Annotated in this window: 19 protein-coding genes and 1 pseudogene; 12 read left to right on the plus strand and 8 right to left on the minus strand. The window is 72.6% G+C overall.

Annotated elements, in window-relative coordinates; all coding sequences use genetic code 11:
* Nucleotides 1-69: 69 nt before the first annotated feature.
* Nucleotides 70-1,434 carry a YciC family protein gene (locus tag WMF33_RS48490; protein WP_437334928.1) on the plus strand — a complete coding sequence of 455 codons (1,365 nt, stop codon included), beginning with the start codon at nt 70-72 and terminating at the stop codon, nt 1,432-1,434.
* A gap of 607 nt (nt 1,435-2,041) precedes the next feature.
* Here WMF33_RS48490 and WMF33_RS48495 read toward each other — a convergent pair.
* Nucleotides 2,042-2,131: pseudogene (locus WMF33_RS48495) on the minus strand (hypothetical protein); the annotation flags it as partial.
* 268 nt (nt 2,132-2,399) lie between these two features.
* Between WMF33_RS48495 and WMF33_RS48500 the strand changes: the two are divergent.
* The 6 genes from WMF33_RS48500 (at nt 2,400) to WMF33_RS48525 (ending at nt 9,351) form a co-directional block, all read left to right on the plus strand.
* Nucleotides 2,400-3,518 carry an NAD-dependent epimerase/dehydratase family protein gene (locus tag WMF33_RS48500; RefSeq protein ID WP_437334929.1) on the plus strand — a complete coding sequence of 373 codons (1,119 nt, stop codon included), beginning with the start codon at nt 2,400-2,402 and terminating at the stop codon, nt 3,516-3,518.
* A complete protein-coding gene (locus tag WMF33_RS48505) occupies nt 3,515-4,615 on the plus strand; it encodes an SDR family NAD(P)-dependent oxidoreductase (protein ID WP_437334930.1) in 1,101 nt (366 codons plus the stop codon). The genes WMF33_RS48500 and WMF33_RS48505 overlap by 4 nt, the downstream gene beginning before the upstream one ends.
* Nucleotides 4,612-5,904: a TIGR04295 family B12-binding domain-containing radical SAM protein gene (locus WMF33_RS48510; protein ID WP_437334931.1), complete on the plus strand. Its 1,293-nt coding sequence runs from the start codon at nt 4,612-4,614 to the stop codon at nt 5,902-5,904. Before WMF33_RS48505 ends, WMF33_RS48510 begins: the two co-directional genes overlap by 4 nt.
* Nucleotides 5,891-7,081: a glycosyltransferase family 4 protein gene (locus WMF33_RS48515; protein ID WP_437334932.1), complete on the plus strand. Its 1,191-nt coding sequence runs from the start codon at nt 5,891-5,893 to the stop codon at nt 7,079-7,081. The genes WMF33_RS48510 and WMF33_RS48515 overlap by 14 nt, the downstream gene beginning before the upstream one ends.
* Nucleotides 7,072-8,271, plus strand: a complete 1,200-nt coding sequence (locus WMF33_RS48520) for a CgeB family protein (protein WP_437334933.1) — start codon at nt 7,072-7,074, stop codon at nt 8,269-8,271. Before WMF33_RS48515 ends, WMF33_RS48520 begins: the two co-directional genes overlap by 10 nt.
* A gap of 69 nt (nt 8,272-8,340) precedes the next feature.
* Nucleotides 8,341-9,351 (plus strand): UDP-glucuronic acid decarboxylase family protein, encoded by a 1,011-nt coding sequence (locus WMF33_RS48525; protein ID WP_437334934.1) that lies wholly within the window; start codon nt 8,341-8,343, stop codon nt 9,349-9,351.
* A 29-nt stretch (nt 9,352-9,380) separates the two neighbouring features.
* On the opposite strand, the gene WMF33_RS48530 is transcribed toward WMF33_RS48525, so the two are convergent.
* Nucleotides 9,381-9,965, minus strand: a complete 585-nt coding sequence (locus WMF33_RS48530) for a YybH family protein (protein WP_437334935.1) — start codon at nt 9,963-9,965, stop codon at nt 9,381-9,383.
* A 174-nt stretch (nt 9,966-10,139) separates the two neighbouring features.
* Here WMF33_RS48530 and WMF33_RS48535 point away from each other — a divergent pair, with 174 nt between their 5' ends.
* Complete coding sequence (locus tag WMF33_RS48535) at nt 10,140-11,723, plus strand: carboxylesterase/lipase family protein (RefSeq protein ID WP_437334936.1); 1,584 nt, start codon at nt 10,140-10,142, stop codon at nt 11,721-11,723.
* Nucleotides 11,724-11,739: 16 nt separating this feature from the next.
* Here the strand turns inward: WMF33_RS48535 and WMF33_RS48540 are convergent, their stop codons facing one another.
* Nucleotides 11,740-12,765, minus strand: a complete 1,026-nt coding sequence (locus WMF33_RS48540) for an aldo/keto reductase (protein WP_437334937.1) — start codon at nt 12,763-12,765, stop codon at nt 11,740-11,742.
* Nucleotides 12,766-13,564: 799 nt separating this feature from the next.
* Between WMF33_RS48540 and WMF33_RS48545 the strand changes: the two genes are divergently transcribed.
* The gene (locus tag WMF33_RS48545; protein WP_437334938.1) at nt 13,565-14,800 is read left to right on the plus strand and encodes a glycoside hydrolase family 5 protein; all 1,236 of its coding nucleotides are present in this window, start codon (nt 13,565-13,567) and stop codon (nt 14,798-14,800) included.
* Nucleotides 14,801-14,868: 68 nt separating this feature from the next.
* Here the strand turns inward: WMF33_RS48545 and WMF33_RS48550 are convergent, their stop codons facing one another.
* From WMF33_RS48550 to WMF33_RS48565, 4 genes are all read right to left on the minus strand, one after another.
* Nucleotides 14,869-15,465 (minus strand): 50S ribosomal protein L11 methyltransferase, encoded by a 597-nt coding sequence (locus WMF33_RS48550; protein WP_437334939.1) that lies wholly within the window; start codon nt 15,463-15,465, stop codon nt 14,869-14,871.
* 43 nt (nt 15,466-15,508) lie between these two features.
* Nucleotides 15,509-16,180 carry a DUF4291 domain-containing protein gene (locus WMF33_RS48555; RefSeq protein ID WP_437334940.1) on the minus strand — a complete coding sequence of 224 codons (672 nt, stop codon included), beginning with the start codon at nt 16,178-16,180 and terminating at the stop codon, nt 15,509-15,511.
* 171 nt (nt 16,181-16,351) lie between these two features.
* A complete protein-coding gene (locus WMF33_RS48560) occupies nt 16,352-17,386 on the minus strand; it encodes an NADP-dependent oxidoreductase (RefSeq protein WP_437334941.1) in 1,035 nt (344 codons plus the stop codon).
* A 168-nt stretch (nt 17,387-17,554) separates the two neighbouring features.
* The gene (locus WMF33_RS48565) at nt 17,555-18,157 is read right to left on the minus strand and encodes a TetR/AcrR family transcriptional regulator (RefSeq protein WP_437334942.1); all 603 of its coding nucleotides are present in this window, start codon (nt 18,155-18,157) and stop codon (nt 17,555-17,557) included.
* Between the two features lie 414 nt (nt 18,158-18,571).
* Here WMF33_RS48565 and WMF33_RS48570 point away from each other — a divergent pair, with 414 nt between their 5' ends.
* The 3 genes from WMF33_RS48570 to WMF33_RS48580 all read left to right on the plus strand — a co-directional run bounded on the left by WMF33_RS48570 (nt 18,572) and on the right by WMF33_RS48580 (nt 22,168).
* The gene (locus tag WMF33_RS48570) at nt 18,572-20,722 is read left to right on the plus strand and encodes a beta-propeller domain-containing protein (protein ID WP_437334943.1); all 2,151 of its coding nucleotides are present in this window, start codon (nt 18,572-18,574) and stop codon (nt 20,720-20,722) included.
* A gap of 158 nt (nt 20,723-20,880) precedes the next feature.
* Entirely contained in the window at nt 20,881-21,810 is a 930-nt protein-coding gene (locus tag WMF33_RS48575) for a phosphatase PAP2 family protein (protein ID WP_437334944.1), read from the plus strand.
* A 70-nt stretch (nt 21,811-21,880) separates the two neighbouring features.
* Nucleotides 21,881-22,168, plus strand: a complete 288-nt coding sequence (locus WMF33_RS48580; RefSeq protein ID WP_437334945.1) for a TOBE domain-containing protein — start codon at nt 21,881-21,883, stop codon at nt 22,166-22,168.
* Between the two features lie 42 nt (nt 22,169-22,210).
* Here WMF33_RS48580 and WMF33_RS48585 read toward each other — a convergent pair whose 3' ends face one another.
* Complete coding sequence (locus tag WMF33_RS48585; RefSeq protein ID WP_437334946.1) at nt 22,211-23,701, minus strand: Do family serine endopeptidase; 1,491 nt, start codon at nt 23,699-23,701, stop codon at nt 22,211-22,213.
* Nucleotides 23,702-23,729 lie beyond the last annotated feature (28 nt).

Below are 23,729 nucleotides of genomic sequence, written 5' to 3' on the forward strand. Positions count from 1 at the left end.
GGCGCCCTCCACGTATAGTGGGGGTGGTTGGGTCGGACATCGTTGGGATTCACACCCGGTGGAGACAAGATGAGCCAAGGTGGCTGGGGCGGGGGATCAGGGGGCGGTCAGGGCGGTGGTGGTTACGGTCAGCCACCGGGCGGCGGCGGTTACGGCCCACCGCCGGGGCAGCCGGGGGGTGGTTACGGCCAGCCGCCGGGCCAGCCTGGCGGCAGCTACGGCCAGCCGCCGGGGCAGCCGGGGGGTGGTTACGGTCAGCCGCCGGGCCAGCCTGGCGGCAGCTACGGCCAGCCGCCGGGGCAGCCGGGCGGCGGTTACGGCCAGCCGCCGGGGCAGCCGGGGGGTGGTTACGGCCAGCCGCCGGGGCAGCCGGGCGGGTACGGTCAGCCGCCGGGGCAGCCGGGGGGCGGCTACGGTCAGCCGCCGGGGCAGCCGGGCGGCGGTTACGGCCAGCCGCCGGGGCAGCCGGGCGGTAGCTATGGCCAGCCCCCGGGCGGCAATTACGGTCAGCCGCCGGGCGGTAGCTACGGTCAGCCCCCGGGGGGCGGCTATGGCCCGCCTCCTGGCGGCGGGCCTCCTGGCGGCGGGCCTCCTGGCGGCTACGGCCCGCCTCCCGGCGGCGGCGGCTACGGCCCGCCGCCTGGCGGCGGCGGCTGGGGCCCGCCTCCTGGTGGCGGCGGCTGGGGTCAGCCGCCTGGCGGGGGGTTTGGTGCGCCTCCTGGCGGTGGGGGCTACGGTCCGCCGCCGGGCGGCGGCCCTTACGGTGCGCCGCCTGGCATGGGCAGCCCGACGTCGTGGGGGGCGGGAGATGCCGCGTCCTTCGGCTGGGAGCGGGTGAAGCGCGATCCCGCGGTGATCATCGGCGCCGTGGCCGTCGTCGGGCTCGCGGCGGGCTTCCCCAACTTCATCGGTGGCGGCCTCCAGGCGGCGCTCGCGAGCGACGCGCCGGCCGCCGGATCGGCCATTCAGGTCCTCATGCAGCTCTTCGGCTTCGTGGTGGGCAGCTACTTCGCCGGAGGCCTGTCCAATCTCCTCCTGAAGGTGGCGCGCGGCCAGCCGTACGCGTTCAACGACATCCTCGGCGGCGGGCGGTGGTTCATGTCCATCCTGGGCGCCCAGATCTTGACCTCTCTGGCCATCGGCATCGGCATGGTCCTCCTGATCGTCCCCGGCGTCATCCTCGCGCTCGGCCTGAGCATGACGAACATGTGCATCGTCGATAAGAACCTGGGCGCCGTCGACGCGATGAAGGAAAGCTGGCGAATCACGACCGGACACAAGGGCGGCATCTTCGTCTATGGCCTGCTCGTCTTCGCGCTCGTGGTGGCGGGCATGCTCGCCTGCTGCGTCGGCACGCTCGTGGCCGGGCCGATCGCAGCCCTCGGTTACGTGTACATCTACCTGCGCCTGACCGGCCAGCCGACCGCAAGCTGAGCCTCGGCGGCGGCCCGTCCGCCCCTCCCCGGACACCCCGAAGCCCGCTCTCCTCCAGCGCAGTCCCCGTCGATGTTCGGAATGCCGGACCCTGGCCGTCCGGGCTGAACGCCCCGCGCTGGGCGCTCCAGCTCCGCTTCACCCGAGCTCATCGCCGGTTGCGCGATGGCGGTGGGGCGAGGAGCGGGTTGGACCCGCCTGAAGCGAGCAGAGTTTCGAACCGCCAAGGGGCCAAGGACGCCAAGAAGAAGGCAATGTCTTGGCGTCCTTGGTGCCTTGGCGGTTTATTTCTCGCTCGAACAGGCGATCGGTGTTCTAGAGCGGTTTTCGCTCGGGCTTCATGCAGACATCGTCCGCCTCTCGTCCCCCGTCCCCCGTCCCCCGTCCCCCGTCCCCCGTCCCCCGTCCCCCGTCCCCCGTCTTCCCTCTTCCGTGCTCGTCCTTCGTGCGCGTGCGCGTGCGCGCCGATTCCGGGGGAATCGCGCACGGGTAGTGGTCAACTTTGCCCAGAGAGAGTCCACATGAAGGCGGGAAGATCATTAAGTTTTTCTTCCCGCCTTCCCGCCTTCATGTTCAAATTTGGCCACTACTCGCGCACGCGCACGCGCACGGAAGAGGGGAGACGGAAGACGGAAGAGGGAAGAGGGAAGAGGGGAGACGGAAGACGGAGGGCGAGTGAGAGGCGAGAGACGGGGGACGGCGTACCCTCCGGCGCCTCCGGACCCCCGCTAAGGCCCGCGCCGCCCCGAGTTCCCTCTCGAGACAAAGCACCTCCGATCGGTTTGCGACCCCAGAGACCGCATGTTAATCGGTGTCCCCTCGGAGACTCCAGCGCAGCGAGGCGCGGAGCCGGGGGGAGATCGCGGCGCGCGGACGCTCTGTCCGCCGCGCCGTCCTGCGCCGCCCGCTCGCGAGGTGCTCTCTCTCGCCGCCCGCTGCTCGTCCAGACCGGAACGGAGCATGATATGCCTGACCATGTCCTGATCACGGGTGGCGCCGGATTCATCGGCTCCCACCTCGCCGACGAGCTGCTCCGCGCAGGCCACCGCGTCCGCGCCCTCGACTGCCTCGTACCCCAGGTCCACGGCCCCGACCGGCGCCGCCCCGCGCACCTCGACCCGGCCGTCGAGCTCATGGTCGGCGACGTCCGCGACCGCGACGCCGTGAGGCGCGCCCTCCACGGCGTCGATGCGGTCGTCCACCTCGCCGCCGCCGTGGGCGTCGGACAGAGCATGTACCGCGTCGAGCGGTACACGTCCGTCAACACCGTCGGCACCGCCGTGCTCGCCGAGGCCCTCGCCGAGCAGCCGGTGCGGAGGCTCGTCGTCGCCTCCAGCATGAGCGTCTACGGAGAAGGCCTCTACCGCCGGGCCAGCGGCGAGCTCGTCGCCCCGCGCAGCCGGCCCGTCGAGCAGCTGAAGCGCGGCGCCTTCGAGATCTGCGCCGCGGACGGCGAGCCCCTCGTCCCCGTGCCGACGCCCGAGGACAAGATCCCCGCCCTCGAGTCCGTCTACGCCCTCTCCAAGTACGATCAAGAGCGGCTCTGCTTCATCGCCGGTCGCGCCTACGGCATCCCCGTCGTCGCGCTCCGCCTCGCCAACGTGTACGGCCCGCGACAGGCGCTCTCCAATCCTTACACGGGCGTGATCGCCATCTTCGCCTCGCGCCTGCTCAACAACCGCCCTCCGCTCGTCTTCGAGGACGGGCTCCAGCAGCGCGACTTCGTGAGCGCGCGCGACGTCGCCGAGGCCTGCGCGAAGGCGCTCGCCGAGGACGCCGCCGCCGGCAAGGCGCTCAACATCGGCACCGGCCGCCCGCGCTCCATCCTCGACGTCGCCGAGGCGCTCTGCAAGGCGCTCGGCAAGCGCGAGATCGAGCCCGAGATCACCGGCCGGTGCCGCGTGGGCGACGTCCGGCACTGCTTCGCCGACACCCGCGAGGCGCGGCGCGTCCTCGGGTTCGCGCCGTCCGTCCCGTTCGAGCGCGGGCTCCTCGAGCTCGCCGGCTGGATCGAAGGGCAGATCGCGCGCGACGGCGCCGCCCAGGCGCGCACCGAGCTCGAGGCGAGGGGGCTCTCGCTGTGAAGCCGCCCGTCCTCATCACCGGAGGGGCCGGCTTCATCGGCTCGAGCCTCGCCGATCGGCTCCTCCGCGAGGGGGAGCCGGTCCTCGTCCTCGACAACCTCTCGCGCGCCTTCGTCGAGCGGAACGTCGATCTCCTCCGGGAGCGCCACGCCGACGGCGTGGAGGTCCTCCTGTGCGACGTCCGCGACGAGCAGGCCGTGAGCGACGCCGTGCGGCGCGCCTCGTTCGTCTTCCACCTCGCCGCGCAGGTCGCCGTCACGCGCAGCGTCGCGGACCCGGCGCTCGATTTCGAGGTGAACGCGCGCGGCACGCTCAACGTGCTCGAGGCGCTCCGGAGGCTCGATCGCCCGCCGCCGCTCCTCTTCGCCTCGACCCACAAGATCTACGGCGCGCTGGCCCACCTCCCGCTCGAGCGGCGCGAGGACCGGTACCAGCCCCTCTGCGAGCGCGCGCGCGAGCACGGCATCTCCGAGGCGCAGCCGCTCGATCTCCGGAGCCCCCACGGCTGCTCCAAGGGCGCCGCCGACCAGTACGTCCTCGACTACGCCCGCACCTTCGGCCTCCGCGCCGCGGTGCTCCGGATGAGCTGCATCTACGGCCCCCGGCAGTTCGGCAACGAGGACCAGGGGTGGATCGCCCACTTCGTCGCGCGCGCCATCCGCCGCGACCCGATCACCCTCTACGGCGACGGGCTGCAGGTCCGCGACGCGCTGTTCATCGAGGACCTCGTCGACGCCCTCCTGCTCGCGCGGCGCGAGCTCGAGCCCGCCTCGGGGTGCGCCTTCAACATCGGGGGCGGCCCGGAGAGGGCGGTGAGCCCGGTCGAGCTGCTCGATCTCATCGCCGAGCTCGACGGCCGCCGCCCGGTCGTCTCGCTCGCCGCGTGGAGGCCGGGCGATCAGCGCTACTACGTCTCCGATTGCAGCGCGTTCCAGGCGCTCACCGGCTGGACGCCGCGCGTCGCGCTCCGCGACGGGCTGCGCGCGCTCTATCAATGGCGCCTCGGGGTCGAGGAGCGCCTCGGGGCCGTCTACGGGGACGTGCCCGCGTCCGTCCGGCTGAGCCGCGCGGACCGGCGGCTGGGGGTCGCCTCGTGAAGGTCGCGCTGGTCAACCCGCCCTGGCGCTTCGAGGGCAGCGTCTACGCCGGCTGCCGCGAGGCGCACCTGCCGCTCGAGCTCGGGTACGCGAAGGCGCTGCTCGAGCGCGCCGGCCACGAGGCCGCCCTCATCGACGCGCAGGCGCGCGGGATCGACCTCGGCGTCGTGCGCGCCGAGGTCGCCGCGCTCCGCCCGGACATGACGGTGATCACCACGGCGCCGAGCTACCTCCTCTGGCGCTGCCCGCCGCCCGAGCTGCGCGTGCCCATGGCGGCCGCCGCCGCGCTGCGGGGCCACGGCGGCCTGCTCGTCGCGGTGGGGCCCCACGGCTCCGCCACGCCGCGCGCGGCGCTCCGCAAGCTCGGCGTGGACGTCGTGGTCCTCGGCGAGTGCGAGGAGATCCTCGTCCTGCTCGCGGGCGCGACCGAGTCGCGCTTCTGGCAGATCCCGTCGATCGCCTACCGCAGGAACGGCGTCGATCACGTGCAGGGCGGCCCCTACGCCGCCTGCATGAGGGCGCTGCCGCCCCTGCGATGGGACGCCGCGACGATCGCGCGCCACGCCCACCACCACCACCGCTTCGACGCCGTGCCCGACGGGCCGAGCGCCGAGATGGAGACCTCGCGCGGCTGCCCCCACCCCTGCGCCTCCTGCGCGGCGGCGCGCCTCCGCGACAAGCCCCGGCGGCGACCGCTCGCGACCGTGCTCGACGAGCTCGACGCGCTCCTCGCCCAGGGCGTCCGCCACGTCTACTTCATCGACGAGCTCTTCCTGCCCGACCGGGCGCTCCTCGAGGCGCTCTGCGCGCGCGACGTCGTGTTCGGCGTCCAGCTCCGGATCGACGCCTGGTCGCGCGAGATGCTCGACCTCCTCGGCCGCGCGGGCTGCGTCTCGATCGAGGCCGGCATCGAGCGCGCCTCGGCGGACGGGAGCGACGCGCCCGGAAGGCGGCGCGTCGCGTCGGTCGAGGAGCTGACCGGGCTGCTCGTCCACGCCCGGCGGAGCGTGCCGTTCGTCCAGGCGAGCCTGATCCACGCGGACGCCGACGACCCGGGCGAGGCGGCGTCGTGGCGGCAGCGCCTGCTCGGGCTCGGCGTGTGGGCGAACGAGCCGGTCCCGATGTTCCCGTACCCCGGCTCTCCGGCGTACGCCCGGCGGTGGGGCGCGCCCGACGACGGCGCCTGGGAGCGAGCGCACGCCCATTACATCGCCGAGCACCGGGCGCTCAGCGACCTGCAGGACGGCCCGCCGCTGCCGCTCTCGGAGCTCGAGCATGGCGCGTGGTGACGGCGACCTCTCCGGCGCGGCGGCGCCGCGGCCCGGCCGGGTGCTCATGACGGCCGACACGCAGGGCGGCGTGTGGACCTACGCGCTCGAGCTCGCCGCCGGGCTCGCGCGCGCCGGCGTGGCCACGGCGCTCGCGGTCATGGGCGGGCCGCTGGCGCCCGCGGCGCGCGCGGCCGCGGCCGCGATCCCGGGGCTCGAGCTCGTCGAGAGCGCCTACCGGCTCGAGTGGATGGACGACCCCTGGGACGACGTCGCGGCCGCGGGCGACTGGCTGCTCGACCTGGAGGAGCGGACGCGCCCCGACGTCGTCCACCTGAACGGCTACTGCCACGCCGCCCTGCCGTTCCGGGCGCCGCGCGTCGTCGTGGCGCACGCCTGCGTGCTGTCGTGGTGGCGCGCCGTCCACCGGCGGCCGGCGCCGGTCCGGCACGACGTCTACCGGGCGCGCGTCGCGGAGGGGCTCCGCGCCGCCGAGGCGGTGGTCGCGCCGAGCGCGGCCATGCTGAGCGCCCTCGCGGGCGAGTACGGCGCGCTCGGCCTGGGGCGCGGGCACGTCGTCCCGCACGCGCGCGACCGCCGGCGGTTCGCGCCGGCCCCGAAGGAGCGGTTCGTCTTCGCGGCCGGCCGGCTCTGGGACGAGGCCAAGAACCTCGCGGCGCTCGAGAAGGTCGCGCCGCGCCTCCCGTGGCCCGTGCTCGTGGCCGGGAGCGACGTCGCCCCGGGCGGCGTCGGCCGCCGCGCCGGGGAGAGCCTCTGCTCGCTCGGGTGGATGAACGAGGGCGAGCTCGCGTGGTGGATGGGCCGCGCCGCCATCTACGCCTTCCCGGCGCGGTACGCGCCGTTCGGCATGTCGGTCCTCGAGGCCGGCCTCTCCGGCTGCGCGCTCGTGCTCGGCGACCTGCCCAGCCTGCGCGAGCTCTGGCGCGACGCCGCGGTCTACGTCCCCGCGGACGACCCGAGCGCGCTCCTCGGCGCCCTCGACCAGCTCATCCAGGACGCCGCGCGCCGTGAGGCGCTCGGCGCGCTCGCCCGCCGGCGCGCGGTGCGCTTCAGCCCGCACGCCATGGCCCGCCGCTACCTCGAGGTCTACGCCGTCGCGCTCGCGGCCCGGCCGGAGGCCGCCTCGCGGGCCTGCTCTCCCTCGACGCCCACGCCTTGCGGGACACCATGCGAATAGCCCTCTTCTGTCACTCCTTGCTCTCCGACTGGGACCACGGGCACGCGCACTTCCTCCGCGGGATCGCGGCGGAGCTCGACGCCCGCGGCCACGACGTCCTCGCCTTCGAGCCGGAGGACGCCGCGAGCGCCGAGCGCTTCGAGGCCGAAAGCGGCCCGGCCGCGCCGTGGGAGTCGGCCGCCGTGTACCCGCGCCTCTGCCCGCGCCGCTACGCGCCCGCGGCGCTGGACCTCGACGCCGCGCTCGCGGGCGTCGACGTCGTGCTCGTCCACGAGCGGAACGACCCCGAGCTCGTGCGGCGCCTCGGCGAGCACCGCGCGCGCACCGATCGCTACCGCCTGCTCTTCCACGACACGCACCACCGCCTGCTCACCGATCCGGCCGCGATCGTGCGCCGCGATCTCTCGGGGTACGACTGCGTGCTCGGCTTCGGAAAGAGCCTTTGCGATCTCTACCTGCGCCGCGGCGTCGCGCGGCGCGCCGTGGTGTGGCACGAGGCCGCCGACGCGCGCGTGTTCCGGCCGCTGCCGGGGGTCGAGAAGGAGCGCGACCTCGTGTGGATCGGCAACTTCGGCGACGGCGAGCGGACGGCGGAGCTCCGCGAGTTCCTGATCGAGCCGGTGAGGGCGCTCGGGCTGCGCGCGCGCGTGCACGGGGTGCGCTACCCCGACCACGCGCTCGCGGCGCTCGCGGACGCCGGCATCGAGTACGCCGGCTGGCTGCCCAACCACCTCGTCCCCGACGCCTACGCGCGCGCCCGCGTCACGGTGCACGTCCCGCGGCGGCCGTACGCCGCGCTGCTCCCCGGCATCCCCACGATCCGGCCGTTCGAGGCGCTCGCGTGCGGGATCCCGCTCGTGAGCGCGCCGTGGACCGACGCCGAGCGCCTCTTCTCGCCCGGCCGCGACTACCTGGTCGCGCGCACCGGCGCGGAGATGACGGAGCACCTCCGCGCGCTCCTCGCGGACCCCGGATTCGCGCGCGGCGTGGCGGAGCACGGGCGCCGGACGGTGCTCTCGCGCCACACGTGCGCGCACCGGGTCGACACGCTCCTCGACGTCGTCGACGAGCTGCTCCTGCGGCCGTCGCCCTGGCTCGCCGGCGACGAGGAGGACGAGCTCGAGCGGAGCGGCGCGGCGTCCGGGGTCCGCCGCTGCGACCCCGCGCATCACCGGAGCCCGCTCGCGTGAGGCGCGGCGCGGGCGGGCGTGGTCTCGGCGCCCCGCGAGGGGCGGGCTTGCGACAACGGAGGTGTTCCGATGGTGGACGCGAACGGGAGAGCGGTGGGGAGGAGCATGCGCATCCTGGTGACGGGGGGCGCCGGCTTCGTGGGCTCGCACCTGTGCGAGCGGCTCCTCGCGGATGGCCATGAGGTCATCGCGCTCGACGACTTCTCGACGGGCTCGCCGACCAACGTGGCCCACCTGATGCGGAGCAGCCGCTTCTGGCTGGTCGAGCGCGACGTGACGCTGCCCTTCGACTACGAGATCGACCGGGTCTACAACCTGGCGTCGCCGGCGAGCCCTGCGCGTTATCAAGGCGACCCGGTGCGCACCACGATCACGAACGTGATGGGCACGCTGCACGCGCTCGAGTGCGCCGAGCGGCACGGCGCGCGGCTGCTCCAGGCGTCGACGAGCGAGGTGTACGGCGACCCGGACGTGCACCCGCAGCCGGAGAGCTACCTCGGCCGGGTCAACCCGATCGGGGTGCGCGCCTGTTACGACGAGGGCAAGCGCTGCGCGGAGTCGCTGGTGATGGACTTCCACCGTCAGGGCCGGGCGTCGGGGCGGATCGCGCGGATCTTCAACACGTATGGTCCGAGGATGGCGATCGACGACGGGCGCGCGGTGAGCAACTTCATCGTCCAGGCGCTGCGGGGGGAGGAGCTGACGATTTACGGGAGCGGGGCGCAGACGCGGAGCTTCTGTTATGTCGACGATCTCGTGGAGGGGTGTGTGCGGCTCATGGAGCACCCGGTGGAGATGGGGCCTGTCAATCTGGGGAATCCGGTGGAGGTGACGGTGCTCGAGCTGGCGCAGGAGATCGTGCGGCTCACGGGCAGCGCGAGCCGGATCGTGTTCCGCCCGCTGCCGGAGGACGATCCGCGAAAGCGGCGGCCGGCGATCGATCTGGCCCGGCGGGCGCTGGGGTTCGAGCCGCGGGTGGCGCTCCGGCAGGGGCTCTACGCGACGATCCAGAGCTTCCGCGCGGCGCTCTCGGGGGCGGGGGAGGGGCCGCGGCGGGGCGAGGCGGCGCTGGCGAGCTGACGGCTCGTCGAGCGCCGGCGGAGGCGGCCCTATTGGGCTGGTCTGCCCTGCGGCTCCGCGCCGCGCACCGCGCGGAAAGCGTCGGCGGTCGCCTGCGTGTTCTGCGTCGTCACGAACTGGAGCCGGTCCCCCTCGAGCCGCGCCACGTGGACCAGGATGCCCTGCATGTCGGGCGCGGGTTTGCCGTCGGGCGTGAGGACGCCTGTCAGCACCCATGCCCACCGGACCACCGCGACGTCCGGCGCCACGAAGCGCGTCTCGACGCGCACGCTCTCGAGGCGGCTCTGCCGGAAGACGGTCTTGTGAATGCCAGCGTGGTTTTCCCGGATGGTCGCGCGCCCGTGCCACCACATCCCGAAGATGTTCACGAAGTCCGCGTCCTCGGCGTGCAGGGCGGCGAACGCGTCCATGTCGTGTCGGTTCCAGGTATCGTTGAACGCGGCGACGAGCTGCTCCCCGAGCGCCTGCTGCGCGCGCGCGTCGGGCGCTGCCGCGGCCGCCGCCGGCGCGGGCGCCGTGGGCGCGGGCGCCGCCGGCGCGGAGGGCGGCGGCGAGGCGGTGGCGCACGCGAGCAAGAGGAGCGGCAGTGCAGCGGTGGCGAGGGCGCGATGCATCGCGTGCCATTACATCCAGGCGACGCGAGACGTCAACCTGCGGCGCGTCGCGCGGCGTCCCCGCTCGCTGCGCGGGGGGACGGCGGCGCCGCGCAGCCGTGCGTGTCATGCTCTCGGACCTCGCGATCGGAGGCAGCCGTGACGACCCACCGACGAGCGACGAGCACAGCAGCGATGATTGGCGCGCTGGCGACCACCCATTGCGCCGGCGGCGCCGACGGCGCGCCGACGACGGTCGAGTCGGCGCTGGTGCGGGTCGACGCCGGGCCGGTGAGGGGCGCATTGCGCGACGATCATCGCCTGTTTCAGGGGATACCGTACGCCGCGCCGCCGGTGGGCGCGCTGCGCTGGCGCGCCCCGCAGCCGGTGTCGCCCTGGACCGAGCCGAGGGACGCGACGCGGCCGGGCAGCCCGTGCCCTCAGACACCGACGGCGTACAGCCCGCTCGGCAGCGACGACGAAGATTGCCTGTTCCTGGATGTCGTCACGCCGCGTTCGTTGGCTCCAGGGCGCCTCCTGCCGGTGATGGTGTGGCTGCACGGGGGCGGCGAGGCCACGGGCGCCGGCAGCGTCTTCGACGCCCGTCGGCTCGCGGTCGGCGGCGACGTGGTCGTCGTGACGATCAACTTCCGGCTCGGCATCTTCGGGTTCCTCGGTTATCCGGGCCTCGACGGCTCGGGGACGTTCGGTCTGCAGGATCAGCAGGCGGCGCTGCGATGGGTGCAGCGCAATATCGCGGCGTTCGGCGGCGACCCGGGCAATGTCACCCTGTTCGGCGAGTCGTGGGGCGCCTTCGCCGCGAGCGCGCAGCTCACCTCGCCGGCGGCGGCCGGGCTATTCCATCGCGTCGCGCTGCAGAGCGGCTTCGCGCTGGCGGACTATCCGGCGGGCACGTTCTATCCGGAGCTGCCCGCGCTGCCGCCGTTCTGGTCGCCGCTCGCCGAGCTACGGGCGACGGGGGAGGCGCTCGCGGCCGAGCAGGGGTGGGTCGAGCCGGCGAGCGAGGCGGCGGTCGCGATCGAGCGCATGCGCGCGCTGCCGGTGGCCGACCTCCTGCCGCACACGGCGCGCTTCGTGGCGCCCGCGTTCGGCGACGACGTGTTGCCCGAGAGCCCGGCGGAGGCGCTGCGGGCGGGGCGATTCCATCGCGTGCCGGTGCTCTCGGGCGCAACGCAGGACGAGGGCCGGCTGTTCGTCGCGCTGTTCTACGAGCTCGCGGGCGCGCCGGTGACGGCGGAGCGGTATCGCGAGCTGCTCGTCGAGGCGTTCGGCGAGGCGGCCGGGCAGGTCGAGGCGCGCTATCCCCTCGAGGCGTACGAATCGCCGGCCCTCGCGTGGGCGGCGGTGATCACCGACCGCGTCTGGTGGCGCGCCACGCAGGAGCAGAATCGCGCGCTGGCGGCGCACGCGCCGGTGTTCGCCTTCGAGTTCGCCGACCGTGGCGCCCCCGCGGCCGTCCCCGCGCCGCCGGGCTTCCCGCTCGGAGCGCATCACGCCTCGGACGTCGTGTACCTGCTCGATTTCGTCGGGGAGGAACCCGGGCTCGCGCCCGAGCAGCAGCGGCTATCGCAGCAGATGATCGCGTACTGGTCCCAGTTCGCGCGCGGGGGAGATCCGAACCGCCCCGATCTGCCGTCCTGGCCGGGGTTCCGCGCGGGCGACGCGCCGCACGTGCAATCGCTCGCCCCGGGGGACGGCGGGATCCGCGGCGTCGACGTCGAGGCCGCGCACCAGCTCGAGTTCTGGTCGCAGCTGTGAGGCGCCCTCGCCGCGCTCACCAGCGCTTCTGGACGTTCCCGATGAAGTTGTAGGGATATCCGATCTCGAACGCGCTCGCGTCGTCCAGCCTCTGCACCTCTTCGGCCGAGAGCTTCATGTCGGCGGCCTTGAGGTTGTCGTCGAGCTGCTCGAGCGAGCGCGCGCCGAAGATGACGGACGTGACCGTCGGCTTGGCGAGCAGCCAGGCGAGGGCGATGGCCGCCGGCGTGGTCTGCTTCTCCTTCGCGATCGCGTTCACCGCGTCGAGCGTCCGCCAGCCGCGGTCGTTGTCGTAATCGGCGAAGCGCTGCTTCCACTTCTCGAGGCGAACGCCTTGCGGCGGCGGCTGGTCCTTCGCGTATTTCCCGGACAGGAAGCCGGCGGCGAGCGGCGACCACGGGAGGACGCCGATGCCGAACCGCTCGCACACCGGGATATGCTCGCGCTCGAGGTCGCGCACGAGCAGGCTGTATTGCATCTGCAGCGCGACGAACCGATGGAGGTGCTCGGTCTTCGCGATCCACTGGCTGTCGGTGAGGCGGTACGCCGCGTAGTTGCTCGCGCCGAGGTAGAGGACCTTGCCCGCCCTCACGAGATCGTCGAGCGCGCGGAGGGTCTCCTCCTCCGGCGTCTCGATGTCTTGCATGTGGATCTGGTAGAGATCGATGCGATCGGTCTTGAGGCGCCGCAGGCTGTCTTCGACCGTACGGACGATGCGGTAGCGGGAGGCGCCGGAGGAGTTCGGCCCTTCGCCCATGCGGAAGCGGAACTTGGTGGCGAGCACCACGCGATCGCGGCTCTTGGCCTCCGCCATCCACGCGCCCACGATGCGCTCGGACAGCCCGTCTTGGCCGTAGACGTCGGCGGTGTCGATGAAGCTCACGCCCCGCTCGAGCGCTCGGCTCATGATCGCAAACGACGTCTTTTCATCACAGCCGACCTTGTGCATGAACGACTTCTCGTCCGCCTCCCCGAAGGTCATGGCGCCGAGGCAGAGCACGGGGACTTTGAGCCCGCTGGTTCCTAGCGACCGGTACTCCATGGCGAGCAATCTCCTTTGAAATGCGCGGGAGTATAGCGCTGGGCCACGCGGCGTCGACGCGCGCGTCGAGGCGCCCGGCCTCTGCGCCTGCCTCGGCGCCTGCCAACCGCTTACCTCGAGCTTCGCCGCCCGCCCCTGCGGCCGCGCCGGTACGGCAGACCTGCGCCGCATCGCGTCGGTGTGGCTGGCGTCGGTGACGCGAGCAGGAGGCTCGAGGGCGCGTCATGCCGCGCCACTAGATCCGTTCGCCAGGCGCGGACCTCGCGCCCGCGGGCGACCGCCGCGCGCCAGTTTGTGATTGACGCCGGCCATGTTAACGTTCACATTCCGCGCTGCGGAGCTCCTCTCGCCGTGCCCTGAAAGGCCCTCACGCGCACCGGGCCCTGCGCCCTCATGCGCGTTCACCTTGACGGTCGCGCCATGGCTCCAGACGAGGCGCGCGCAGGGGGAGGAGCAGCAGTTGGGCTCGGCTGGGACGATATCCGGGCGCACTCCATGCGTCCAGCGACCTGCGATCGTGGCCTGGCTCCGTTACTGGATCTACAACGACACCGGCGGGAAGCATTATTCTACAGCGATGATTGCGTCATGTGCACCTCGCCCTGGGTGAATCCCCAGCGCAAGGACTGGGAGTGATCTCGCGTGGAGGGGGCTGGAGCGCCAGCTCCCGGCACCTCCGCGCTGCCAGGGGCGAGGTTGTACTTCGCGGCGGACTTCGGTATCCATGTCGTTCATGAACTGCTTGCAACTCTGCTGCTCTGCGGCCACGTCCTGGCGCAATCTCACTGCCCCCTTGTTGATGCTCGTTGCACTGGGGTGCTCCTCGGAGAGCAGCACGAGCGGGAACGCCGGCGGCAGCGGCGGAGGCACGGACACGAGCGGTGCCGGCACGGGCGGCGCCGGCACGGGCGGCGCCGGCACGGGCGGCGCGGGCGGCGCGGGCGCTGGCGACGCCGGCACGGGCGGCGGAGGCGCGGGGGGAACCGGGGGCTCCGGCGGGAGCGGCGGATCGGCGACGCCGGTGGACGCCGCAGCCATGGTCCCCGACATGGGCATCGGGACCAACATCGGCAACACGCTGGAGAACACCACCGAGTGGGAGACGGGCTGGGGCCAGCCGCTGATCACGCAGGCGTTCATCAACGGCATGGCCAGCCATGGAATCAAGACGGTGCGCGTGCCCGTGGCCTGGGACACCTACGCCGTCAACGGCGCGATCGACGCCGCCAAGATGGCCCGGGTCAAGGAGGTGGTGGGCTGGATCGAGGCGGCGGGCATGTACTCGATCGTGAACATCCACTGGGACGGGGGCTGGATCTTCAACGAGGCCAACGCCAACAAGTACAAGCTCACCGACGACGTCAAGACCAAGTTCGCGTCCTACTGGACCCAGATCGCCACGGCCTTCAGCGACGTCGGTCACAAGCTGATCCTCGAGGGGATGAACGAGGAGGGGAACTACTGGGTCAACGGCGTTCACGACGGGGGGACGCCGGACTACGCCGCCCTGAACGAGATGAACCAGCTCTTCGTCACCACCGTGCGCGAGCAGGGCGGCTACAACGCGAGCCGCGCCCTGCTCATCTCCGGCTTCGTGACGGACATCGACAGGACCTGCGTGAGCGATTTCAAGGTGCCGACCGATCCGGCCGGCACGGGTAGCCTCTTCCTCTCGATCCACTATTACACGCCCTACACCTTCTGCGGCCTCGATACGGTGGAGTCCTGGGGCTCGCCCAAGACGACGTGGGGCACGGACGCCGAAAAGGCGGAGCTGAAGGGCTTGTTCGACAAGCTCGGCGCGTTCAGCGCTGAGCGGAGCATCCCGATCATCCTCGGCGAGTTCGCCGTCACGCTGGGCGAGAAGTACCCCCGTGAGCCGGCGTCGCGGAGGCTGTGGATGCAGTCGGTGGTGGAGGCGGCGCAGTCTCGCGGCATCGTCCCCGTGCTGTGGGACACAGGGTCGGAGATCAAGCGCACCGACGGTTCGTTCTCGCCGGAGTGGCAGGCCGTCATGGACGCCGTCGACCGTTAGCGCGGCTGCGGAGGTCGCCCCGGAACAGCAGAAAGGCCGCCAGGGCGCCGAGGCGAGAGGGGAAGGAGCTAGGGCCCTCGCCGGTCGGCCAGGCGCCACACGAGCGTACGCCACGCGCCGCGCTCGAAGATCTCCGGCCTTCGTCCGGCGAGGAGGGGCGCATACCGCGCGACGATCTCCGGGACGTCGGTGGACACGAGGCCCGAGAGGATCAGCGTGCCGAGCGGCGCCAGGCGGGCCGCGATGAGGGGGGCGAGCTCGGTGAGCACGTCGCGAAGGATGTTGGCCACGACGATGTCGAAGCTTCCATCCGGCCACGTCGTCGCGAAGCGCACGCGCGCCTCCACCGCGCTCCGCCGGGCGTTCTCCGCAGAGATGGCGATCGCGGCGGCGTCGATGTCGACCCCGATCGCCTCGCCGCGGAGCTTCGCGGCGGCGATCGAGAGGATGCCGGTCCCGCTCCCGACGTCGAGGAGGCGGAAGCCGCCTCGCGGCGCGAACGCCGCGAGCGCCTGAAGGCACATCCGCGTGCTCTCGTGCCGGCCGTCGCCGAAGGCGTGGCTCGGGCCGAGGACGATGGTGCGCTCGTCGGCCTCCGCGTCCCACGGACCGGTGACCACGCGAAAGCGCGGCGGTACTTCGACGATGGTCGGACGGTCGCTCATGCGTCGCCGAGGCCTGCCGCCGCGCGGACGGCCCTCCCGCCGTTCATCGACCTCGCTCCTCTCCGCCCGCCCACCGCTCGAGCCCGACCCGCGTCGCCCCCTCCGCCTCCGCCGGCCAGTACACCTCTTCCCGCGGGATCACGAGCCCCGAGGCGCCCTGGCCCTTCAGCGCCTCTCGCTGCTCCGCCACGAGCGCCGAGATGTCCTCCACGCCCACCGTCCACTCCTCGGCGAACCGCCGCAGCGTCGCGCCGCGCAGGCCGAGCTGGATCGCCCTCCGCGCGACCGGCGCGCCCGAGGGATGGTGGTCCGGATCCCACTGGAGCCGCACGTCCGAGCGCTTCAGATCTCGATTCCACGATTCCTGGCTCGGGTGCAGCTCGGGGACGAAGCTCGACGGCACCGCGGCCGCCAGGATCGCGTCGAACCCCGCGCGCCGCAGGCGGATGGCGAGCACCGCCTCCTGGTCGGGCTTCGTGCCCCAGCCCGAGCGGTACATCATCCAGAGGAAGTTCGGCTTGATCCAGCTCATGCGGCCGAAGCTGAACTCCGGGCCTCCGAGGCGCTGGTGCAGCGCCGCGTGGCGGGCGATCGAGGGCCGGTACGCCTGGTAGACCACGATGGTCTCGGCGTCGAACTGCGCGAGGATGTGGCGCCCCGCGGCGGGCCAGCGGGCGGCCTGCGCAGCGTACGGCTCGAGGACCAGCTTCTCCATCGCTCCCTCTCTCGTCCCTCTCCGGCTTCCCCGGCGCGCCGACGTCGGTCGCGCGAGGCCGCCAGCATAGCGCGCCCGCGCTGCGGATGGCGCCGTGCACGGCAGAGCTGGCGGACCGAATCAGCGTCGCCGCGGAGAGCCGACCTCGCCGCGCTCGCCGGCGGCGGCGCGTCAGCCGGCCGCGACGCGCACCACGAGCTTGCCGAAGTTGCGCCCCTCGAGCAGGCCGATGAACGCCTCCGGCGCGTTCTCCAGCCCGTCGACGAGGTCCTCGCGCAGCTTCACCCGGCCGTCGGCGACCCACTCGCCCATGTCGCGGCGGAAGGCCTCGAAGCGGTCGGCATAGTGATCGAGGATGACCAGGCCCTGCATGCGGATGCGCTTCTGCAGCACGGCCGTCATCAGCAGCGGCAGCCGGTTCGGGCCGGGCGGCGGCGTCTCCTCGTTGTAATGCGCGATCAGCCCGACCACCGGCACGCGCGCGCCGACGTTGAGCCGCGGCAGCACCGCGTCGAACACCGCGCCACCGACGTTCTCGAAATAGACGTCGATGCCGTCCGGGCAGGCGACAGCGAGGCGCTCGGCGAGCTGCGGATCGCGGCGGTCGAGGCACACATCGAAGCCGAGCTCCTCGACGGCGTAGCGGCGCTTGTCGGCGCCGCCGGCGATGCCGACCACGCGCGCGCCCTTCAGCTTGGCGATCTGCCCGACCACCGCGCCGACCGCGCCGGTGGCCGCGGCCACGACCACGGTCTCGCCCGGCGCGGGCCGGCCGATGTCGAGCAGGCCGACGTAGGCGGTGAACCCGGGCATGCCGAGCACGCCCAGCGCCAGCGACGGCTGCGCCAGCTCGCCGAGCTGCATCAGATCCTGACCGTCCGAGAGCGCGTAGTCCTGCCAGCCGGCGTTGCCGAGCACCAGGTCGCCGTCGCGGAACTGCGGATGCTTGGAGGCGATGACGCGGTTGACCGTGCCGCCCACCATGGGGTCGCCCAGCCGCACCGACGGGGCATAGACAGGTCGGGTTTCGTCCATCACCTGACGCATGTACGGATCGAGCGAGAGGTACAGGGTGCGCAACAGCACCTGTCCTTCGCCCGGCGTCGGGACGGCGACCTCCTCGAGCCGGAAATCCTGCGGCGTCGGCAGGCCGCGCGGACGCGCGGCGAGGAGGACACGGCGGTTGACGCTATCGCTTCGAGGCATGGGCTACTCCGGGGGTGAGGTGTGGTTGACGTGGGGTGGAACAACGTTCTGCTCGCTCGCTCCGGCGCGCCGGCACGGGCGAGGCGAGCGCGGCGTGGACCTTCGAGTAGACCGGTCGTCTAGAAGGCGGGCGTGACGAAAGGCGGGGGTGCATGCTCCTCTCCCGCCTCAGGCCGTCTGCGCCAGACCCAAGAGCTGCCGCGTGCCGGCCATGGCCGTGTCCAGCGGCGCGCGGTCGCGGGCGATCTTGGCCAGCAGACTGGCGCCGAGCCAGCTCTGGTAGAGCGCGACCGCGACCGCGTGCGCGTCCGGCGCGGTCGCCAGCGAGCCGTCCGCTCTGCCCGCCTCGATGCAGCGCGCCAGGCGTTGGATGATGCCGCGGGTGCCGCGCTCCAGCGCCGCGCGCATGCTCTGGGACAGATCGGAGACCTCCGCGCCGAGCTTGACCACGAGACAACGGCTCTGCGCCTCCTCGCCGGTCTGCGAGTCGAGCCAGTCGTGGAAGTAGGCGACCAGCCGCTGCGCGGCCGTGCCCGGCTGCGCCAGGAGCGCGTCCATCCGCGCGAGGTAGCCGGCGAAATAGGCCTCGAGCACCGCCTCGCCGAAGGCCTCCTTGGAACCGAAGTAGTGATAGAACGAGCCTTTCGGCACCTGCGCCGCCGTCAGCACCTCGGCCAGGCCGACGGCGGTGAAGCCCTTACGGAGCAGCAGCGGCTGGGCCACGTCGAGGATGTGCCGGCGGACGTCGATGGCGGCGGCAGTCCCGTTCATGACGCCCCACCGTAGCAGCTAGTAGACCGGTCGTCTAGGGAGACGGACCCGACCCAGGTTGAGGCAGCCCGGGGCGCGAGCCCCACGCCTTCAAGGAGCGTTCGCCGCGGCGCTCTGTCCGGGATACATCACCCTTCTCAGCCCGAGCCTCGTCAGCACGAAAACGGCACGTGAGGCGGCGAGGCGTTCAGCCCTCCAGCCCGGCGCGCCGCCAGCGGCGCACACCGGTGAGCCTCGAAAGCACCTGTGCCGCCGTGCGCCAGCTGGAGCCGACGGGGGTGTGCCAGCCGGGTGATGCCAACCCTTCACAACCGCTCATAATGTGGCCGGCACGTCGCATGCCTGTCTGCCGTCCATCGCTTCTGAGACGGACTGACAGGGAGGCTTTTCATGCGCTCGTTCTCCAGGACAACCATGCTCGTTCCGCTGCTCGCGCTCGGCGCCGGCTTCACCGCCTGCTCGATCGGATCGAGCGAACCGGGCAAGCCCCCGCAGACGACCGTCGCGCAGAGCGCCCTCACGCTCGCGGCGAGCTGCGAGGAGGTCGAGGGGATGCTGCGCGAGCGGCTGAAGCAGGACATGCTCGATACGATCGAATCGAGGCGGAAGCTCGCCCTGGAGGAGCTCGAGGCCGGGTGTTTCTGGTGGGGCGCCGGCGGCGGCGGCTCCGCCGACGGCACCTCGACCGGGGCGGGGGACCCGGTTCCGCACGACCTCCCGTCCCCGCCCGCGGAAGACGACGGGGCCGCCACGGAGCACTCGACGACGAACACGCAGGAGGCGGACGTCGACGAGGCGGACTTCATCAAGAACGACGGCGAGCACGTCTACCTCCTCGCCCACGGACAACTCCAGATCTTCGACGCGTGGCCCGCCGCCGACACGCACCGGATCGCGGCGGTCCCGATCGAGGGCGAGCCGAAGAAGCTCTTCGTCCACGAGAATCGCGCCCTCGTGTATTCGTCGGCGCCCCCGGCGCCCAACGAGCCCGCCGAGTACCGCGAGACCGCGGACTGCACCTATGGATACGACTGCGATTTCACGGGCGACGGCACGCCGCTCCTCGTCACCGAGCTCGACATCAGCGATCTCACGGCGCCCACCGTCGTGCGGACATTGAAGTTCTCCGGGTCGTTCATCAATGCCCGGCGCATCGGGAGCGCGGTGCACACGGTCGTGTACTCCCCCGGACCGACGGTGGAGGGGCTCGCGCTCTCGCCGGAGGGGCTCGACCTCTGCGCCATGGCCGAGGAGGGGCCGACCCCGCTGAACGTGGCTGCCGTGAACAGCGCGTTCGACGAGATCGCGCAAAAGAACCTCGAGGTCATCGACGCGGCCCCGATCGAGGTCGATCTGCCCACCGTCGAGGAGACGGTGTACCGGGACGGCGAGGCGATCGCGACGAGCGCCGAACCGTTCGCGGGCTGCGAGGGCTTCTATCTGTCGAACACCGGCGACGGGCAGAGCTTCCTCTCGGTCGTCTCGACCGAGCTCGGCGGCGAGGCGATCGGCCAGGCCACGATCGTGGGCAGGCCCGGCGCCGTCTACGCGACCGCAGCGTCGCTCTACGTGGCGAGCCGGCACCAGTTCGGGAGCACGTACGGCTGGTTCTACGAGGACGGGGGGACGACGCCCGACGCGACGACGATCCACAAGTTCGCCCTGAGCGAGCGCGCGCTGCCGAGCGCCTACCTGGGGAGCGGCGTCGTGAAGGGGCGCGTGCTCAACCAGTTCGCCCTGAGCGAGCACAAAGGCTATCTCCGCGTCGCGACCACGACAGGCCACCTCCCCGACCCGGACACGCACAACACGGTCGCGTCGCTGAAGCTGGAGGGCGGCGAGCTCGTGGTCAAGGGCATGGTGGACAACCTCGCTCCCGGCGAGGACATCCGGTCCGCGCGCTTCTACGGCGACGTCGGGTTCGTGGTGACCTTCAAGAAGACCGACCCGCTCTTCACGCTCGATTTCTCGGATCCCGAGGCACCGAGGGTGCGCGGCGAGCTGAAGATCCCCGGGTTCTCGACGTACATGCACATGATCGACGAGGGGCACGTCATGAGCATCGGCTACGACGCCGACGATCAGGGGGAATTCGCCTGGTTCCAGGGGATCATGCTCCAGATCTTCGACGTCACGAACCTCGACGCGCCGAAGCTCATGCACAAGGTGGAGATCGGGACGCGCGGCTCCACGAGCGACGCGGCGACCAACCACCTCGCGTTCAACTACTTCGCCCAGCGGGGGCTCCTCGGGATCCCCATGGTGATCTGCGAGGGCGGCGACGGCGGAGAGTACGCCGACACGATGACGTTCAGCGGGCTGCTCGTCTACAAGGTGGACGTCGGCGAGGGTTTCACCTCCATGGGCGGCGTCGCCCACCCGCTGCCCGACGCGAGCGCCGACCCGTACACCAGCTGCGGGAACTGGTGGACCCGCGGCAGCTCGCAGGTGAAGCGGAGCGTCTTCATGGAGGATTACGTCTACTCCGTGTCCGACGACGAGATCCGCGTCGCCGACGTGAGCGATCTCTCGGCGCCCGCAGCCATCGTGTCGCTCACCCCGTGAGCGCGACCCGCCGCGCGGGCGCCGGCGTCGCCCCGGCGGCCTGCGGCGAACGCAGGCCGAGCGCAGGCCGTGCGCTCCTCCCGCGCTCGCCGGGGCGCCGCGCGCCGGCGAGGCGCGGTCGCGCCGGACCGGGCAGCCCGCGTGCTAGAGCTCCGGCCATGGAAGCGCTGGATGTCCGCGCGGATCAGCTCGCCTCGGCGGTCGGCGCGCGGCCCGTTCTGCTGCTCGCGTTGCTCTTGGCCGGGACCGTGGGGGCCCTCCTCGGGCTGGTCGCGGTCGCGCGCCTCTCCGAGCGCCACGCCCGCGCGCTGTGGGGGCGGGCCGCGGGGGCTTACCGCGCGGCCGCCGAGCACCCGATCACGCAGCGGCTCTCCGCCCGGTTCCCCGCGATCGCGCGGGTGCTCCGCGATCTCTCCGCGTCCGAGTACCTCGTCATCCACCTCGGCCTCGGCCTCGCGCTCACCCTGGCCGCGCTCGTGTTCGTCGCGATCGCGCAGTCCGTGAGCGGTAACGCGTGGATCGTTCAGGTCGATCTCGCGCTCGCGCGCGCCCTCCATGCGTCGTCGAGCAGCGCCGGCGTGACGGCGCTCGGCGCCTTCACCCACCTCGGCAGCGGCTGGGCGCTCACGGTGCTGGCCCTCGTCGTGGCCGCGCTGCTGCTGAGCCGGCGGCAGCGCGTCCTCGCGGTCGGCTGGCTGATCGCGCTCGCCGGGGGCGGGCTCCTCAACCAGGCCCTCAAGGCCCTGTTCGCGCGGCCGCGGCCGCTGTTCGACGAGCCGCTCGCGGTCGCCGCGGGGTGGAGCTTCCCGAGCGGACACTCGATGGGCACGTTTGTCACGTTCGGCATGCTCTCGTACCTCGGTCTCCTGTTCCTCCGGACGCTCCGCGCTCGCCTCGCGCTCGTCGCGTTCGCGCTCAGCTGGACGGTGGCGATGGGCTTCAGCCGGATGTACCTCGGCGTGCACTACCTGAGCGACGTGCTCGCGGGGTTCGCCGCGGGCAGCATGTGGCTGGCCGTCTGCATCTCCGGGATCGAGGTCGCGCGGCGCCGGCCGGGCAGGGCCGGCGGCCAACCGCTCCCGGCCTGAACGGTCGCGGCGCCTACGGGCTCTCGGCGCCCGCGCGGAACAATCAGTTAGCCACACTAAGTTACTCCTCGTGGCTGTGAGACTCTCGGCGACCCACGCGGGGACGATCGGACCGCTCGGCACTACGATCCTCCGGGTGAGGGTGGGGATGCAGATCAGCGGCAGGAACAAGATTCCCGGGAAGATCACGGAGATCGTGGTCGGCGACGTGATGGCCAAGGTGGTGATGGAGGGGCCGGGCGGCACGGAGCTCGTCGCGGTGATCACGAGCGACGCGGTGAAGGAGCTCGGGCTCTCGGTCGGCAAGGAGGTGCAGGCGCTCATCAAGGCGACCGAGATCATGGTGATCGCCGAGTGACCGGCGCCGGCGGCGGGCCGGCGCGGGGCGCGCCGCCCGGGCTCACCGCTCCACGAGCACGAACCGCGTCCGCCCTTCCCGCCACGCCAGGAGCAGCACCGGCCGCTTGTCCGTGGCGTCGACCTCCTGCTTCAGCTGCTCGGGGCCCGTCAGCGGCTTCCGGTTCACCTCCAGGATGACGTCCCCCGGGCCGAGCCCCGCCCGCGCGGCCGGGCTGCCCGGGCTGAGCCCCACGACGAGCGCGCCCTTCACGTCGCCGGGGATCTCGAACCGCCGCCGCAGGTCGTCCGAGAGCGCGGCGATCTCGATGCCCAGCGCGCCCGTCGGCGTCGGCGCGGGCGTGGGCGCCTCCGCCTTCGGCTCCGGCAGCTCGTCGAGGGTCGCGGCGAGCTCCAGGCTCCGGCCGTCGCGGAGCACGCGCAGCTCGACCCGGGTGCCCGGCTTCGTCTCGGCGATGCGCATCCGCAGGTCGCGGCCGTCGGCGAGGTGCTCCCCGCGCAGCGCGACGATCACGTCGCCGCGCCGGAGGCCGGCCTTGTCGGCGGCGCTCCCCGCGGACACGTCGCTGACCACCGCGCCGCGCGTGTCCGGGGGCAGCCCGAGCGCCTCGGCGAGCCCGGGCGAGACGTCCTGGATCGCGACGCCGAGCGCGCCGCGGATCACGCGGCCGTGCTCCACGATCTGGTCCATCACCGCGCGCGCGAGCTTCGAGGGCACGGCGAACCCGATGCCCTGGTTGCCCTGCGCGCCGCGCGCGAGGATGGCCGTGTTGATCCCGATGAGCTCACCCGCCATGTTGATGAGCGCGCCCCCCGAGTTGCCCGGGTTGATGGCCGCGTCGGTCTGGAGGAAGTCCTCGTAGTCGACGATCCCCATGTTGCCGCGGCCGACGGCGCTGATGATCCCCTGGGTGACGGTCTGGCCGATGCCGAACGGGTTGCCGATCGCGAGCGCGAAGTCGCCCACGCGCACCGCGTCCGAGTCGCCGAAGGGCGCGAACGCGAACTCGCCCCCCTCGAGCTTCAGCACCGCGACGTCGGTCTTCGCGTCCACGCCGACGACCGTCGCCTTCATCTCCTGCCGCCCCGGCACGGCGACGCGCACCTGATTGGCGCCCTGGACCACGTGCGCGTTGGTGATCACGTGGCCCTCGCGCGACACGATCACGCCCGATCCGAGGCTCTGCTCGCGCTGCACGAGCGGGCCCGGCGCCTGGCCCTCCTGGCCGCCCCTGTCGTCGCGCCCGTCGCGCCCGTCGCCGCCCATCCCGAAGAACTCATGGAAGAACGGGTTCGAGAAGAACGGGACGCGCTCGGGCGCCGGCGGGCGCACGAACCGCACCGAGGAGACGTTCACGACCGCGGCGCTCACGCGCGACACGATCGGCGCGAAGCCCTCCTGGAGCGAGACCGCCTCGCGGGCAGAGGGCGGCACGTCGAGCGGCCCCGGAGCCGGCGGCGGGGTCGCCTCGGCGATCTGCTCGACCCGGCGCTCCGCCCGATCCAGGCAGCCGAGCGGAAGCGCGGTGATCATGGCGAGAGGAACGACCCAGCGTGCGCGC

The sequence above is a fragment of the Sorangium sp. So ce394 genome, from assembly GCF_051474665.1.
GTDB classification, from domain to species: domain Bacteria; phylum Myxococcota_A; class Polyangia; order Polyangiales; family Polyangiaceae; genus Sorangium; species Sorangium cellulosum_D.

Excerpts from the sequence above, each read along its gene's own strand:
- WMF33_RS48550 (WP_437334939.1), bottom strand. The coding sequence starts at position 15,465 with ATGAGCGACCGTCCGACCATCGTCGAAGTACCGCCGCGCTTTCGCGTG.
- WMF33_RS48530 (WP_437334935.1), bottom strand. The coding sequence starts at position 9,965 with ATGCATCGCGCCCTCGCCACCGCTGCACTGCCGCTCCTCTTGCTCGCG.
- WMF33_RS48545 (WP_437334938.1), top strand. The coding sequence starts at position 13,565 with ATGCTCGTTGCACTGGGGTGCTCCTCGGAGAGCAGCACGAGCGGGAAC.
- WMF33_RS48500 (WP_437334929.1), top strand. The coding sequence starts at position 2,400 with ATGCCTGACCATGTCCTGATCACGGGTGGCGCCGGATTCATCGGCTCC.
- WMF33_RS48585 (WP_437334946.1), bottom strand. The coding sequence starts at position 23,701 with ATGATCACCGCGCTTCCGCTCGGCTGCCTGGATCGGGCGGAGCGCCGG.
- WMF33_RS48575 (WP_437334944.1), top strand. The coding sequence starts at position 20,881 with ATGGAAGCGCTGGATGTCCGCGCGGATCAGCTCGCCTCGGCGGTCGGC.
- WMF33_RS48565 (WP_437334942.1), bottom strand. The coding sequence starts at position 18,157 with ATGAACGGGACTGCCGCCGCCATCGACGTCCGCCGGCACATCCTCGAC.
- WMF33_RS48570 (WP_437334943.1), top strand. The coding sequence starts at position 18,572 with ATGCTCGTTCCGCTGCTCGCGCTCGGCGCCGGCTTCACCGCCTGCTCG.
- WMF33_RS48560 (WP_437334941.1), bottom strand. The coding sequence starts at position 17,386 with ATGCCTCGAAGCGATAGCGTCAACCGCCGTGTCCTCCTCGCCGCGCGT.
- WMF33_RS48525 (WP_437334934.1), top strand. The coding sequence starts at position 8,341 with ATGGTGGACGCGAACGGGAGAGCGGTGGGGAGGAGCATGCGCATCCTG.
- WMF33_RS48515 (WP_437334932.1), top strand. The coding sequence starts at position 5,891 with ATGGCGCGTGGTGACGGCGACCTCTCCGGCGCGGCGGCGCCGCGGCCC.
- WMF33_RS48520 (WP_437334933.1), top strand. The coding sequence starts at position 7,072 with ATGCGAATAGCCCTCTTCTGTCACTCCTTGCTCTCCGACTGGGACCAC.
- WMF33_RS48535 (WP_437334936.1), top strand. The coding sequence starts at position 10,140 with ATGATTGGCGCGCTGGCGACCACCCATTGCGCCGGCGGCGCCGACGGC.
- WMF33_RS48540 (WP_437334937.1), bottom strand. The coding sequence starts at position 12,765 with ATGGAGTACCGGTCGCTAGGAACCAGCGGGCTCAAAGTCCCCGTGCTC.
- WMF33_RS48490 (WP_437334928.1), top strand. The coding sequence starts at position 70 with ATGAGCCAAGGTGGCTGGGGCGGGGGATCAGGGGGCGGTCAGGGCGGT.
- WMF33_RS48555 (WP_437334940.1), bottom strand. The coding sequence starts at position 16,180 with ATGGAGAAGCTGGTCCTCGAGCCGTACGCTGCGCAGGCCGCCCGCTGG.